12 protein-coding genes are annotated in these 13,889 nt (G+C 40.4%); 5 read left to right on the top strand and 7 right to left on the bottom strand.

Translation table 11 applies throughout. The features are described from left to right. Positions 1 to 17: 17 nt before the first annotated feature. The 6 genes from E4O07_RS03010 to E4O07_RS03035 form a co-directional block, all read right to left on the bottom strand. Positions 18 to 1,310: an MFS transporter gene (locus E4O07_RS03010; protein ID WP_253687273.1), complete on the bottom strand. Its 1,293-nt coding sequence runs from the start codon at positions 1,308 to 1,310 to the stop codon at positions 18 to 20. Positions 1,311 to 1,319: 9 nt separating this feature from the next. Next, the gene (locus E4O07_RS03015) at positions 1,320 to 1,736 is read right to left on the bottom strand and encodes a type II toxin-antitoxin system tRNA(fMet)-specific endonuclease VapC (RefSeq protein ID WP_253687275.1); all 417 of its coding nucleotides are present in this window, start codon (positions 1,734 to 1,736) and stop codon (positions 1,320 to 1,322) included. Next, positions 1,736 to 1,966: a hypothetical protein gene (locus E4O07_RS03020; protein ID WP_253687277.1), complete on the bottom strand. Its 231-nt coding sequence runs from the start codon at positions 1,964 to 1,966 to the stop codon at positions 1,736 to 1,738. The genes E4O07_RS03015 and E4O07_RS03020 overlap by 1 nt, the downstream gene beginning before the upstream one ends. Positions 1,967 to 2,049: 83 nt before the next feature. Then, a complete protein-coding gene (aat, locus tag E4O07_RS03025) occupies positions 2,050 to 2,790 on the bottom strand; it encodes a leucyl/phenylalanyl-tRNA--protein transferase (RefSeq protein WP_253687279.1) in 741 nt (246 codons plus the stop codon). Between the two features lie 21 nt (positions 2,791 to 2,811). After that, positions 2,812 to 5,178, bottom strand: coding sequence for an ATP-dependent Clp protease ATP-binding subunit ClpA (gene clpA / locus E4O07_RS03030; RefSeq protein ID WP_253687281.1), 2,367 nt, complete (start codon positions 5,176 to 5,178; stop codon positions 2,812 to 2,814). Next, on the bottom strand, positions 5,175 to 5,480 hold the full coding sequence (locus E4O07_RS03035; RefSeq protein WP_253687282.1) for an ATP-dependent Clp protease adaptor ClpS: 306 nt from the start codon (positions 5,478 to 5,480) through the stop codon (positions 5,175 to 5,177). The genes clpA and E4O07_RS03035 overlap by 4 nt, the downstream gene beginning before the upstream one ends. Before the next feature lie 161 nt (positions 5,481 to 5,641). On the opposite strand from E4O07_RS03035, the gene E4O07_RS03040 reads away from it, so the two are divergent. The 5 genes from E4O07_RS03040 (at position 5,642) to E4O07_RS03060 (ending at position 12,499) form a co-directional block, all read left to right on the top strand. Further along, on the top strand, positions 5,642 to 6,826 hold the full coding sequence (locus E4O07_RS03040; RefSeq protein WP_253687284.1) for a DHH family phosphoesterase: 1,185 nt from the start codon (positions 5,642 to 5,644) through the stop codon (positions 6,824 to 6,826). Continuing rightward, on the top strand, positions 6,823 to 7,440 hold the full coding sequence (locus tag E4O07_RS03045; protein WP_253687286.1) for an epoxyqueuosine reductase QueH: 618 nt from the start codon (positions 6,823 to 6,825) through the stop codon (positions 7,438 to 7,440). The genes E4O07_RS03040 and E4O07_RS03045 overlap by 4 nt, the downstream gene beginning before the upstream one ends. Positions 7,441 to 7,558: 118 nt before the next feature. Beyond that, the gene (locus tag E4O07_RS03050; protein ID WP_253687288.1) at positions 7,559 to 8,848 is read left to right on the top strand and encodes a glycine/sarcosine/betaine reductase component B subunit; all 1,290 of its coding nucleotides are present in this window, start codon (positions 7,559 to 7,561) and stop codon (positions 8,846 to 8,848) included. Positions 8,849 to 8,859: 11 nt separating this feature from the next. Then, entirely contained in the window at positions 8,860 to 10,155 is a 1,296-nt protein-coding gene (gene grdB, locus E4O07_RS03055) for a glycine reductase complex selenoprotein B (RefSeq protein ID WP_253687289.1), read from the top strand. A 130-nt stretch (positions 10,156 to 10,285) separates the two neighbouring features. After that, positions 10,286 to 12,499, top strand: a complete 2,214-nt coding sequence (locus E4O07_RS03060; RefSeq protein WP_253687291.1) for a DNA topoisomerase IV subunit A — start codon at positions 10,286 to 10,288, stop codon at positions 12,497 to 12,499. A 9-nt stretch (positions 12,500 to 12,508) separates the two neighbouring features. Here E4O07_RS03060 and E4O07_RS03065 read toward each other — a convergent pair whose 3' ends face one another. Further along, on the bottom strand, positions 12,509 to 13,798 hold the full coding sequence (locus E4O07_RS03065; RefSeq protein WP_253687293.1) for a UPF0164 family protein: 1,290 nt from the start codon (positions 13,796 to 13,798) through the stop codon (positions 12,509 to 12,511). Positions 13,799 to 13,889 lie beyond the last annotated feature (91 nt).

Raw genomic sequence — 13,889 nt, forward strand, 5'->3', positions numbered from 1 at the left:
GTCTTTCTCCTAATTTTTTATTTAAGTCTTGTCATATTAAAAAAGGCTAGGAGACATAAAAAGCATCCTGCAAAAAGAAAGACCGGATAGAAAATTCCTGTTGCGGCTATGCTGCTTCCGATAAGCATGCCTATCGGTGAGGATATTTGAATCAGCACGGTATTAAAGGCAAAAAATCTTCCTGAAAATTCGGGATCTACTTTTTTTTGGTAAAGGCTTGTTGTATGGACATTAAAGAGTCCCATACTAAAACCCGCCGATAGGGCGGATAAGCTTACAATACTGCCAAGTAAAATTACATTAAATAAAAAGTTGTTTTCTCTTAAAAAATAAAAATAAAAACCTAAGATCAAAAAAGAAAGAGACTGCAAAATCAAAGTAAATAATTTTACATTTTTACCTGAAACTTTTTGGGAAGCAAGACTGCCTAGTATATTCCCTATTCCTATGCCGAAAAAACAAATTGAAGAAAAAAGGGTTAAAAAAGATTTTTCGTCTTTTAAAAAATTATTTATAAAAGCAAAACCTGTCTGCCAATTAAGAGTAAAAACCGTCTTAAACTGATAGGTAAGTATATTCGAAAAAATAGGTGTACAAAAAAAGTTTAAACATGAAGCCAGCAAGGCTAGACTTAAAAGTTCTTTTTCGCCTAAAACATAGCGGTACCCGTCGAAGATTTTTTTTAACTTTGAATCGGTTTTCTTTTGTTCATCTTTCTTTTTAAAATCATAGCGGATAAAAATCTCGGATAGGGCCGATATAAAAAAACTTAGAGCATTGATCAAAATACAGAGCTCGCAGCCTAGAAGCATCACAAGCCCTGCCGCAAAGATAAGGGCAAGCATCGAAATTAAGCTTCTGCTCATTTCCAAAACCGAATTAGCCTTTTTTAAATTTTCTTTATTTATTAGTTCGGGTAAAATTGCCCTGCTTGCCGGTTTAAAGATTGCTAGACAAAAGCCTTGCGAAACACTTATAAGGCAAAATAAAAATACCTTTAAGTTAAAATCTAAATTTACCGCAATCAAAAATAGAATAAAAATATTTAAAACAAATTGAGCCGAGTCGCTTAAGTATAAAAGCTTTTTTTTGTTAAAGCTGTCTACAATTGAACCCGAAAAGAGCGAAAAAACAATTCTTGAAAATTTGGCTGCAGAATAAACAAGGGCGAAATTTACAGGATTATCGGTTTGAAGAGCAACCCAGATAGAAAGGGCTACGCTTCCTATCTCATCTCCTATCAGCGAAGTGATTGTACCGAAATAAATTAAAAATAAATTACGGTCTTCTGTTCTTTTTTGAATTTGCATAAAAGCATTTTAACCTTTGATACCGGATTCGTCAATCCAGTTTTCGAGTTTAAGAGCTTTTATTCTTTTAAATTCTTTTGTATTATTCGTTACCAATATTCCGTTATTGTATAAGACTATTGACGCTATAAGTAAATCGTTGGGCCCGATAATGATACCGTTTTTTTCCGGCTTTGAACGGATGTCTGCATAGGTGTATGCCGCTTCATCCGAAAAAGGCTCAGCTTCAAATTCTTTAAAAAATACTTCAAGCCTTTTCAGATTCTCTTTCTTTTTGATGCTCTTATATGCACCCAATAAAAGTTCAGCCTTTACAATTGCCGGAAGCCTTATCTTGGAAGGAGGAATAGACAAAATTTTATTTTTGATGGATTGATATTTTCCGTTTAAAAAATAAATACAGATATTTGTGTCCAAATAATACATTATAAGAACTCCCTAAGGCTGTCATCTTCCCATTTCGGCTGTTCCGGTCTTTTAAAGGTTTTATCATCTATCGAGCCGAAAAGATCTATAAATTCTTTGGAGTAGGAAGGCTCAATTTGAGGAAGAATTTTTTCCAGCACCCAGCTTGAAATAGATTTGTTTGCATTTTTGGCGGCTTTTTCAATTTTTTCAAAATGACTTTCTTTTACATATAAGGATATCTGCGGCATCCGTCATACCTCCTATTATGTCAATTATAAAGCTTTTTTATTTAACCGTCAAGTATACTTGCAAGTATATTTGTAATATAAGATTAGGAGTCCAAAATTCCAAGATACCGATTTCTCGGTATTTTAAAGCCGCCGAAGCGCCTTATGTTTTCGGAAGGGATTTGGGCATCGATTAAAAGGCCTTTTTTGTTTTTAAAAAAGTCTTGGGAAAAGAGGGCAAAGGCGGTTTTGGAAGCTCCGCTTACCTTGCTGAACATGGACTCGCCTATAAAGACCTCGTTTATGTAAAGCCCGTAAAAGCCGCCTGCCAATTCGCTGCCTTGCCAAGCTTCAACTGAGTGGGCAAAGCCTAATTTATGAAGGAGCCTGTAAGCTTGAAGCATGTCATCTGTGATCCAAGTTCCTTTTTGTCCCTCTCTTTTTATTAGGGCGCAGTTTTCTATAACTTCATCAAAGGCCGTATTTTGCGTTATCCTAAAATCGGCTTTTTTTATTTCTCTTTTTAATCGGGACGGAATATGAAAGGAATCTTTGTTTATAACAAAGCGCAAGGAAGGGGAAAACCAAATTATAGGGTCTTCTTCCGAAAACCAAGGAAAAAAAGAATGTCTATAGGCCGAAAGAATCATGCCGGGTGAAAGGTTCCCTCCCGATATAATCTCATCATCTTGGGATTTTTGAATATAATCTTCTTCACCGAAGGCCTTGTTAAAATCAAAAAAATCATCGCTTTCAAGCCAAGGAAAATCCTTTTGACTTCTTTTTAAGAGTATATTTTTTTCACCGGAACTTAAAAGCGATAATGAAGAAAAACCCGTCAACATTGTTTTTAAGTATTAAGCCCTTTATTTTACGCTCAAAACCAAATAGGGCTTTTTAGTCTTATCCCCGATACGGCATTTTACGGAGCTTCCCTTTTTTGTTTCTCCGAAAAGAATCATGTCGGTTAAGGGCGTTACAAATTCGTCTTCGACAAGGCGGGCCGCATTGCGGGCTCCGAATTCTTCCGAATAGCCTTTTTCGGCTAAAAGAGGAATAACATCTTCTTCAAGCTCAAGTGTGATCTCTTTTTCGGCCAGTTGAGTACATATTTTTTCAACTTCTTTTTTGATGATGAGGCTCATAACCTGCATTGTAAGAGGTCCGAATTTTATGATTGCATCAAGTCTGTTTCTGAATTCGGGGGTAAAGGTCTTTTCAACAGCCTCATCCACGGCCGATTCCGAAATGCGCTCTCCTCCGAAGCCTATCAAGGGTTTTCCTATATTTGAAGAGCCTGCATTGCTTGTCATAATAAGAATTATATTGTTAAAGGCTGCCTTCCTTCCCTGATTATCCGTGAGGGTTGCATAATCCATAATCTGTAATAGAATGTTATAGATGTCGTGGTGAGCCTTTTCTATCTCGTCCAATAGAAGAACCGCATTAGGGCTTTTTTGCACGGCAGAGGTTAAGAGTCCTCCTTCTTCAAAACCTACATAACCGGGGGGAGAGCCTATGAGGCGGCTTACCGTGTGCTTCTCCTGATATTCGCTCATATCGAAGCGGAGAAGGGGAATACCCAACTCTTCGGCGAGGGTCTTAGCAAGTTCCGTCTTACCGACACCCGTTGGGCCGACAAACAAAAAGTTTGCAACAGGTTTATCCTTGGAGCGGAAGCCTGCACGGGAGCGCTTTACAGCCTTGGTAACGCCTTCAATAGCCGGGCCCTGACCGAAAATCTTCTTTGAAAGAATTTCTTCAAAGTGCCTGAGCTTTTCCGTCTCGTTTACGGAAACCTTCTGCTCCGGTATCCTTGCAGCTTTTGCGACAATCTTGTCTATGTCCGAAAGGCTTACCTCAGGCAGAGCTTCTTCGGCAAGGCTGTTTTTATCGGCCTCATTTTCGTTTCTTTCTTTATCGGCTCTTATCTTAATAAGAGCTCCGGCCTCGTCTATAAGGTCTATAGCCTTGTCGGGTAAAAATCTGTCTCTTATATGAAGGGCCGAAAGATGAACTGCCGATTCCAAAACCTCATCGCTGTAATGCACATTATGAAACTTCTCGTAGCTTTCTTTAAGGCCCTTTAGTATCTTAACCGTTTCTTCTTCGCTTGGTTCTTCAATGTCTATTTTTTGAAAACGCCTTGCAAGAGCAGCATCCTTTGTAAAATGCTTATTGTATTCTTCAAAGGTTGTAGCCCCGATGCAGCGCACTCTTCCATTCGATAAAATCGGTTTTAAAAGGTCAGGGGCTTCAATTCCGCCTCCGCCTGAGTTTGCATTTACTACAGTATGAATTTCATCTATAAAAAGAATAGCATTTTTTTCTCTTGAAATCTCGGATATGATCCGTTTAAGCCGCTCTTCAAAGTCGCCCCTGAATTTTGCTCCGGCCAAGAGATCCGATAGGCTTAAGCTGTAGATATTTGCGTTTTTTAAAAAGCTCGGAACCTTGTTTTCCGTAATTCTTTGGGCAAGCCCTTCGGTTATAGCCGTTTTTCCGACCCCTGCTCCGCCTACATGGAGGGGATTGTTTTTTTGTTTGCGGCATAAAATTTGAACGGTTCTTTCTATTTCTTCTTCCCTTCCGATGATGGGAGAAAGGCGGCCCTTGCGGGCTTTTTCGGTTAAATTTACCGTAAACCGTTCAAGATAAGTTTTTTGTGCCTTGTTTTTGTCGTGTTCGGGTGAGCTTTTTTCTTCAACATTATGAGGGGCCGCACCTTCTTTTAAGTCCGGATCTTCTTGGATATTTTCGGTTTGCTCATAGGCACTTTTGGTTTTGCCGTCATCATAGAAGTCGGGGCTGCTTACCAGCTGGAGGAGTCTCAGCCTGTCTATGCCGCTTTGCTTCATAAAAAAAGAACAATGATTTTTTTCTTCATCCATAAGGCTCACTATTATGTCGTTAATGCCTATAACGGGTTTTTCGGCAGCATTGCAGTTTAAAATGGCCCTTTCAAAAACATTTTGCAATCCTACTGTCTGAATCGGTTCTGTCTGATTATTTTGTGTTCTTATCGGAATCTTGTTTTCAAGATAGGTGTTTAGGTTATCGTGGATATAGCCCAAATCCGAACCTGAAAGGGTAAAAAGTTCTAAGGCCTTAGGATTAAACATAATAGCCCACAACAAGTGCTCCGGAGTAACAAATTCATGATTTCTTTTTTTTGCATCCTCTACCGCATCTTGAAAAATGCGTCTGACAGTTATACTTACCGTAAAATTCATACTTTTTCAACCTTGCATTGCAGCGGAAAATTATTATTCTTTGCTGCCGTTAATACTTGAAAGCACTTTGTTGTTGCTATGTCATATACATAGATACCAACAGAGGCTTGTCCCGTTTTGTGAACCTTAAACATCAAAGATTCGGCCTCTTCCGGCGACTTGTTAAATATAGAAATAAGGACGGCCACAACAAAATCCATTGGGGTAAAGTCATCGTTAAGAAGAATAACTCTATAATTTTCCGGTTCTATAAATTTTTCAGATATAATAGTCCCCTTTTGGGTTTGTTTTTTTAGTTCCATACATATAAAGTACTGTAAAAATACATATTTTACAAGCAAATTTTTATTTTTTTAATAATATTCCGTGATAATGTAAGAATTTTTATAAAAAATTGGATATATTTGCAAAAAAAGGAAAAAGAATCTTGATATTTTGGTATAATGTGTTATACTATAATGCAATGAGTTGTAATAATTGTGAAGTTAAAAAGATAAAACCTATCAGTATTGCTGGAAAAAATGCGGTAATGGAAAGGGTTTTTGAGCTTATATATACCAAATCATCATTTTTGCTTTTAGGGCATGAGCACGCTGATGAGGATTGTATATCCTCGGTTGTGGCCTTCGGCTTGTTGTTGCGTAAATTCGGAAAGACGGTAAATGTGTTTTTGGAAGATCATGTACCCGACAATCTTTCTTTTTTTGCGGACATTTGCAGATACAATTCTATTTCGTTGTTTGTTAAAGATGTGACTGAGGTCATAAATCCTGACGTTGTCGTTATTTTGGATACTCCTAAGCCTGATATGATAGCTTCAAATGACGATATTAAATTTTTTTTAAAGGACGCTGCAGTTCCTAAGGTTGAGATAGATCATCATTTTACTGCAGATGCCGGCTATTCGGGAGATGAGGATTACCGGCTGACTATGAGGGCTTCAAGCACATGCGAAATCATAGGTCAAATGTGTTTAAAACTGGAACATAAGCCCGACATTCTTAAAAAATACGGTATAAACGATCTGTATTCCCGTAATATAGTTCTTGCCATGCTTACCGGCATGATAGGGGATGCAAAGATGGGGAACTATCTTTTTAAGAAGCGTGATAAGGTTTTTTATGATTACTTTTTAAAGAAATTTAACGGCATTCTCAGTGAGCAATTTAATAAGGGCTCAGGAAATATAAGCTCTGTTAAAGAAATATTGGAGCTCATAGAAAAGCTTTCAGACGAAGATGCCAAACTTTACAATGAGATAATGAAGAATGCTTTATATGACGGGCGTATAGGAACGATAATATTGGACGAAAAACAGTCTGAAGCCTTAAGTTCAGGAATTGATTATAATCAATTTTTGGGTGTCATAAAGAGGGCTACAGATGATATAGCAGAGAAGGCTCATGGAGTCGGTATATCGGCATACTTTGACCCGGCTGAAGTGTCGGATAAAATTCAATTTAGAATAAGAGCTTCCGGAGATGTAAAGGGAATTGATGTAAGGCCTATTTTAGATGAATTTAATATTACGGACGGCGGAGGCCATCCCGGTGCCATAGGCTTTAGGTTTCCCAGAACGGAAATCAAAGATCTTCCCGGCTATGTAGATAAAATTTCTAAAAAAGTTAAAACCCTTATTCCGCAATGACAGCTCAAAAAATAAACTATGACAGGCTGATGCAGGATACGATAAAAAATTTAGGTTCAACCGATAAAACTCTCCTGCTTCACTCCTGTTGTGCACCTTGCAGTTCTTCCGTTATCTTAAAGCTTGCTCCTTTTTTTAAACTGACTATTTTCTACTATAATAGTAATATCGATACTTCTGAAGAATATGAAAAAAGAGCCCAAGAGCAAAGGCATCTTATTTCCATATATAATGAAGAAAAGCTCTCATCTCACAGGATAGAAATAATAAAAGAGGCCTATGACCCGCAAGAATTCCGTGAAATTTCCCAGGGTTTGGAAGACTGTCCTGAAGGGGGTGAAAGATGTATGCGCTGCTACCTTTTAAGGCTGAAAAAAACTGCCGAAAGGGCTAAAAAAGAAGGTTTTGATTTTTTTTCCACAACCCTTTCCGTAAGTCCTCTAAAAAATGCGGAAAAACTTAACTCTATAGGTCTTTCCCTCGAAACCGAAAACTGTAAATGGCTTCCCTGTGATTTTAAAAAACGCAACGGCTACCTTGATTCCATAAATTTAAGTAAAAAATACGGCCTTTACAGGCAGGACTACTGCGGCTGCGTTTACTCCAAACGATAAAAAATTAGTTATTTTTATCCTTATAATTTAAGTTTTAGAATTGACTATATACTTAATTCCTGTTATAATGGAAGCCAAAGTAATCAATCTATTGACTAAAAATAATAGGAGGTCAAAAGTGAAACTTGAATTAGGTATTATACCCATTAACGACATGAAATTTGGAAACAAAACAGCTGTTAATGGAACATGCCTTGAAGTAAACAAAGCTGAACTTGAGGCTCTTATCAAGGAAGATCCGCTTGTAACCGGTGTTGAATTGCACATTGCAAAGCCCGGCGATAACACCCGAATTATCCCTGTAAAAGATGTTCTTGAACCCCGATGTAAGGTAGAAGGCAGCGGAGTTTGCTTCCCCGGTTTCTTTACCGGCGAAGAGGCTGTTGTTGGAGCAGGTAAAACCCACGTATTGAAGGGTGCTGCTGTAGTTACAACCGGAACCGTTGTAGGTTTCCAGGAAGGTATCATCGACATGAGCGGCCCGGGTGCCGAATATACACCCTTCTCAAAGACCGTTAACCTCGTTGTTGATTGCAAGATCCAGGACGATGTTACCCGTGCTATCAAAGAAAAGGCCTTACGCCTTATGGGCTTAAAGACAGCCCGATATCTCGGAGAAGCTGCTAAAAACGTAAAACCCGCTTCTGTAGAAACCTACGAAACACTTCCCTTCGTAGAGCAGGCTAAGCAATATCCCAACCTTCCCAAGGTCGGATATGTTTACATGCTCCAGAGCCAGGGTCTTTTACACGACACCTACTACTACGGTATCGACGTAAAGCAGATTCTTCCCACAATCATGTACCCCACAGAAGTTATGGACGGTGCAATCGTAAGCGGTAACTGCGTTTCTGCCTGCGATAAAAACCCGACCTATGTTCACCAGAACAGCCCCATTATCCATGAACTCTATAAGAGACACGGAAAAGACATCAACTTCATGGGTGTAATCGTTACAAACGAAAACGTTACTCTTGCAGACAAGGAAAGATCTTCTAACCTTTCAGCAAAATTGGCCGAAATGCTCGGCTGCGATGCAGTTATCGTTTCTGAAGAAGGTTTCGGAAACCCCGATGCCGACTTGATCATGAACTGCCGCAAGATCGAAGAAAAGGGTATCAAGACCGTTCTCGTAACCGACGAATATGCCGGTCAAGACGGTGCAAGTCAGTCTCTTGCTGACTCAAACCCCTTAGGAAATGCAGTAGTTTCTAACGGAAACGCAAACGCTGTTGTAAAACTTCCCCCGATGAAGACCATCATCGGAGATGTAAAGCAGGCAAACGTTATTGCCGGTGCTTGGGACGGAAGTTTACATGCCGACGGAACAATCGAAGCTGAAATTCAGGTTATTACCGGTGCTACAAACGAGCTCGGATTCTGGAATCTTAGCGCAAGAGGAATATAAGGAGTTAAGCTATGAGTAAAGTAATTGTTCATTATATCAATCAGTTCTTTGCCGGAAAGGGCGGAGAAGACATGGCTGACTACAAACCGGAGGTTATTGACGGAACAGCAGGTCCCGGTGCCGGAATTCAGGGCGCCTTGGGAGATGCGGGAAAGATCGTCAAGACCATTATCTGCGGTGATAACTATTTTAACGAGCACGAAGAAGAATGTTTAGCCTTTGTTAAAAAGGTTCTTACAGATGCAAAAGCAGACCTTCTTATTGCCGGTCCCGGATTCAACGCCGGACGATACGGTATGGCTTGCGGTAACGCAGCAAAGGTTGCCTTTGAGCTCGGTATCCCCGCTATTTCGGGTCTCTATGAAGAAAACCCCGGTTATGATGTATTCAAAGCCTTTATGTACACAATCAAGACAGGTAACTCTGCTGTAAGCATGAGAGAAGCCGTTCCTGCTATCGGAGCTTTGGCTAAAAAGATTTTAACAGGCGAGTGCATCTGCTGCCCCGAAAAAGAAGGTCTCTTACCCAGAGGCGTACGCCAAAACTACTTTGCAGAAGAAAGAGGTGCAAAGAGAGCTGTTGACATGCTCATCAAGAAGATTAAGGGTGAAGAGTTCGTAACGGAATATCCGATGCCCGTATTCGACAGAGTACCTCCTCAGCCTGCCGTTAAAGATATTTCCAAGGCAAAGGTTGCATTGGTAACATCAGGCGGTGTTGTCCCCAAGGGTAACCCCGACCACATCGAAGCTTCAAACGCTTCACACTACGGCGAATATTCAATCGCAGGTATGGCCGCTCTTTCATCAGCCGACAGCGAAACAGCTCACGGCGGATACGACCCCACCTATTGTAACGCAAACCCCAACCGAGTTCTTCCGGTAGACGTTTTGCGCGACATGGAAAAAGAGGGAAAGATCGGAAAGCTTCATGACAAGTACTATACAACGGTAGGAAACGGTACCGCTGTAAAGCGCTCAAAGAAATTTGCCGAAGAATTTGTTCAAAAACTTGTGAACGACGGAGTGCAGGCTGTAATTCTTACCTCCACGTGAGGCACATGTACTCGTTGCGGTGCAACGATGGTTAAAGAAATCGAGAGACATCTCCCGGTAGTACATATTGCAACTGTTGTTCCTATCTCAAAGACTGTTGGTGCAAACAGAATTGTGCCGGCCGTAGCTATTCCTCACCCGCTCGGTGATCCTAAAATGAACGATGCAGATGAGAAAAAACTCCGCCGCGCCCTTGTTGAAAAAGCATTAAAAGCTCTTGAAACACCCGTTTCCGAGCAAACCGTTTTTTAATTTAGCTTTTTAAACTAAAAAGGCCCCCTTGCCTTTAGAGCAAGGGGGCTTTTTTATTTATCTTTTACTCTTGTAGACAAATTTTTACTTTTAGTGTATCATCTTAAAATACTTTTTTTTGAGGAAAAAGATGGATTATATTGAAAGTCTTTTTAATAAGAATTTTTTGGAATATGCAAGTTATGTTATCCGCGACAGGGCCATCCCCGACCTTGAGGACGGCTTAAAGCCCGTTCAAAGGCGAATTTTACATTCTCTTTTTGAGATGGATGACGGGAAGTTTCACAAGGTGGCAAACGTTATCGGTCACTGTATGAAGTACCACCCCCACGGAGACGCTTCCATAGGAAATGCCCTCGTGGTTCTTGCTTCAAAAGAGCTTTTTATCGACACTCAAGGAAACTTCGGAAATATTTTTACAGGGGATGAGGCGTCCGCTCCCCGATACATAGAGTGCCGCGTAAACGAATTTGCAAAGACCATCTTTTATAATCCCCATATAACCGATTATACCGTTTCCTATGACGGAAGAAACAAGGAGCCCTTAGCTTTTAGGGCCAAGCTCCCCGTAGTGCTTGCTATTGGGGCCGAAGGTATTGCCGTAGGTATGTCCACAAAAATTTTGCCCCACAATATTCTCGAAATAATAGAAGCCGAAAAAGCTTTTTTAAGCGGAAAATCCTTTGCTCTTTTCCCGGACTTTCCCACGGGAGGCTTGATCGATGTTTCGGAATACGAGGACGGCTTGGGTAAGGTCTTAGTCAGGGCCAAGCTCGACACCTCCGACGAGAAGAGAATTGTAATACGGGAGCTTCCCTTCGGCAGCACTACCGAAAGCATGATTAACTCCATAGAGGCCGCTTCAAAGGCCGGAAAGGTTAAAATTTCGGAAATAAGCGACTACACGGGTGAAAAGGTCGAGATTGAGTTAAAGCTCCCCAGAGGAGTTTACTCGGCCGATGTGGTGGATGCCCTCTATGCCTTTACCGAATGCGAGCAGTCCATTCCCTGTAACCTCTTGGTCATAAAGGACAATCTTCCGGTTCAAATTACCGTAACCGATATAATAAAATATCACGCCAAGCAGCTGGTGCAAATTTTAAAGGATGAGCTTGAATACGAAAAAGCCATGCTGACCGACCGCCTCCACCTGCGAACCCTTGAGCGCATTTTTATAGAAGAGCGCATATACAAAAAGATTGAAACGATGAAGACGGCCGAAGGAGTCATCAATGCGGTTATCAAGGGCTTTGTTCCATTTAAAAAGGAATTAATCCGCGAGGTAACCGAAGATGATGTCGACAAATTGCTTAAAATTCCTATCCGCCGCATATCGCTTTACGATATAAACAAGAACCGTGAAGAGGTTAGGGAGATAAATAACCGCTTAAAGGAAATTGCCAAACTATTGAAGAACTTAAAAGGCTATGCTATTTCGGTTTTGGACGGAATTGCGGCCAAGCTTCCGGCAGAGGAGTTTAAACGCAAGACCGAGATTACCGGCTTTACAAAGGTTGACGTAAAAGAGGCCGTAACAAGGGACACCGCCCTCCGCTATGATGAAGAAACAGGCTATCTCGGCACCTCCGTTACCACAGGAAAAGAGATTTTGCGTGTCAGTCCCTACGACCGCATCTTTATTTTGAGAAAGAGCGGGGTTTATACAGTAATGGATGTACCCGACCGCGTCTTTGTCGATACGGGAATGTGGTACTGCGGTTTTGCCGAAAAAGAAGAACTTTCGAAGGTGCTCTTTACGGTAATTTACCGCGATTCCAAGACGAAGTACGCCTATATAAAGAGGGCGAGGGTAGAAGGCTACATCCTAAACAGAGACTATCTTTTTGCTCCCGACAACACTGAGGTGCTCTTTGCAAGTACAAAGCCTAAATTTTCTTTTAAGCTCAACTATGCGCCGAAACCGAGAGTCAAAAAAATCGAAGAAGAATTTAAGACCGACTCTTTCGCCGAGAAGGGCTTAAAGGCTCAGGGCGTGCGCCTTTCGGTACGAGAGGCTCTTTCTGCCGAAGAATTGACAGAAAAAAAATCCCTGATTAAAAAGGCCCAAGAGAAGAAGAGCGAAATGATTTTCCCTGAAAAAGACGGCGAAGAGTCTTCTTCCAAGAAAAAGACTACAGTCTCCAAGAAAAAAGCCGAAACAAAAAAGACCGTTAAAAAGGAAACTTCTCTAAAAGAGAAAAAAGAAGCCGTAAAGAAAACTAAGGCCGAAAAAGAACCTAAGACAGTCAAAGCCGAAAAGAAGTCTAAGGCCCGCAAATCGGAGACGGCAGAAGGCATCCAGAAGACTTCAAAAACAGGGAAGAATAAAACATCCGATAAATAAGCCGGCTTTTTAGTCAAGAAACAGGATTTTTTTGATTTCTTCCAAAAGTTTAAGCTGTTGTTCGGCTCTGGCTATACCTTCTATTGCGGGATCATAGCGTTTGTCTATCGTTAAAATTTCCTGCCAAAGCTCTATAGCCTTTTCATAGTTTTTATTGTTATACTCTTTTAAGGCTTGAACATAGAGTTTTTTTATTGTGTTCAGCCTTTCATCCCGTTTATCTTGGCCTAAAAGAAGTTTTACACCGACACTTATACGGCTGATATTTGTAACCTGACTGGACAGGTCCAGTGTATAATTTGCAGAAATTTGAATACCTGAAAAATTGACCTCTCCGCCCAAGGTGAATCGAGGGTTTCCTCCCTTAATACCGAAACCCGTTAGAAGATTGAAATGCCTTGTAATTGAAAACATAAATCCTAAACTTCCATAGGGCAGTCCTGAGCTTTTTATGTTTGCAACATTCACCCCCTGATTTACGTCTATTCCGAATAAAAAGAAATCTACAGGTCGATATGCAAAGCCTAGAGAGATATATGAAGGAGGTATGTCACCTCTTATGGGTGCACCGAAGTTTTTTAAGCTAAGACCGAAGTAAAAATTCGGCTCATCACTGTAAAAAATTTTTGCAAGATTGGCTCTTATCATAAGTCCAAAGTCGCCAAGGACTGCATATCCGTTTTGTTGCGATGCATTTTTATGCTGCTTTTCGGGATGATCTAAATCTGCTGCTTCTTCCTGTCCCGAAAAAGGCGGCATAGACCTTATTCCCGCTTTTAGATTTCCACCAAGGCTTATACCTTTAAAATCATAGCCCGCAAAAAAATTATAGGCTATATTTGCGGTTAAAAAGGTTTCACTGTAATATCCGGAGGCCTTTTTTTCTCCCAGGGGGCCATATTCTGTAAAGGGAATATAAAAACATCTTAGAGATGTTCCCCAGCCCAGATGGTTTTTTCTTTGTGTATAGCCTACCGTTTCGAGCTTAGAATCGGCTATCCAGCTATTGTGCAAAACGTTTAGTTCGGTTTCCTTTAAAAGAGCACTTGCAGCAGGGTTTGCATCGAAAAAACTTATATCGTTTGAAAGAGCCGTAAAAGTTCCTCCCAGCCCTTCAAAGCGGCCTCCTGAGGGAATCAAAAGGGAACGGAAGGCTGTCTCTCCTTCAAATTTTTGTGTAAAGATATCGAAAATTGACGATACTCCTGAATAAAAATTTGAAATATCTGCACAAAAAAGCCCTGTTTTTGAAAAAATGAGAAAAATAATTATGCAAACGGCTTGAAAAATTCTCTTCATATTTATACTATTATATATGAATTTCGGTTTTTTTTTAAGCAGTTTTTAGAGATTTTTATTAAAAAAAAGTATAAAAAGCCGAAAATTGATA

This window comes from Treponema sp. OMZ 798 (genome assembly GCF_024181385.1).
GTDB lineage: Bacteria > Spirochaetota > Spirochaetia > Treponematales > Treponemataceae > Treponema_B.

Coding starts and splice junctions, on each gene's coding strand:
- E4O07_RS03010 (WP_253687273.1), bottom strand. CDS start 1,310: ATGCAAATTCAAAAAAGAACAGAAGACCGTAATTTATTTTTAATTTAT.
- E4O07_RS03015 (WP_253687275.1), bottom strand. CDS start 1,736: ATGTATTATTTGGACACAAATATCTGTATTTATTTTTTAAACGGAAAA.
- E4O07_RS03020 (WP_253687277.1), bottom strand. CDS start 1,966: ATGCCGCAGATATCCTTATATGTAAAAGAAAGTCATTTTGAAAAAATT.
- aat (WP_253687279.1), bottom strand. CDS start 2,790: ATGTTGACGGGTTTTTCTTCATTATCGCTTTTAAGTTCCGGTGAAAAA.
- clpA (WP_253687281.1), bottom strand. CDS start 5,178: ATGAATTTTACGGTAAGTATAACTGTCAGACGCATTTTTCAAGATGCG.
- E4O07_RS03035 (WP_253687282.1), bottom strand. CDS start 5,480: ATGGAACTAAAAAAACAAACCCAAAAGGGGACTATTATATCTGAAAAA.
- E4O07_RS03040 (WP_253687284.1), top strand. CDS start 5,642: ATGAGTTGTAATAATTGTGAAGTTAAAAAGATAAAACCTATCAGTATT.
- E4O07_RS03045 (WP_253687286.1), top strand. CDS start 6,823: ATGACAGCTCAAAAAATAAACTATGACAGGCTGATGCAGGATACGATA.
- E4O07_RS03060 (WP_253687291.1), top strand. CDS start 10,286: ATGGATTATATTGAAAGTCTTTTTAATAAGAATTTTTTGGAATATGCA.
- E4O07_RS03065 (WP_253687293.1), bottom strand. CDS start 13,798: ATGAAGAGAATTTTTCAAGCCGTTTGCATAATTATTTTTCTCATTTTT.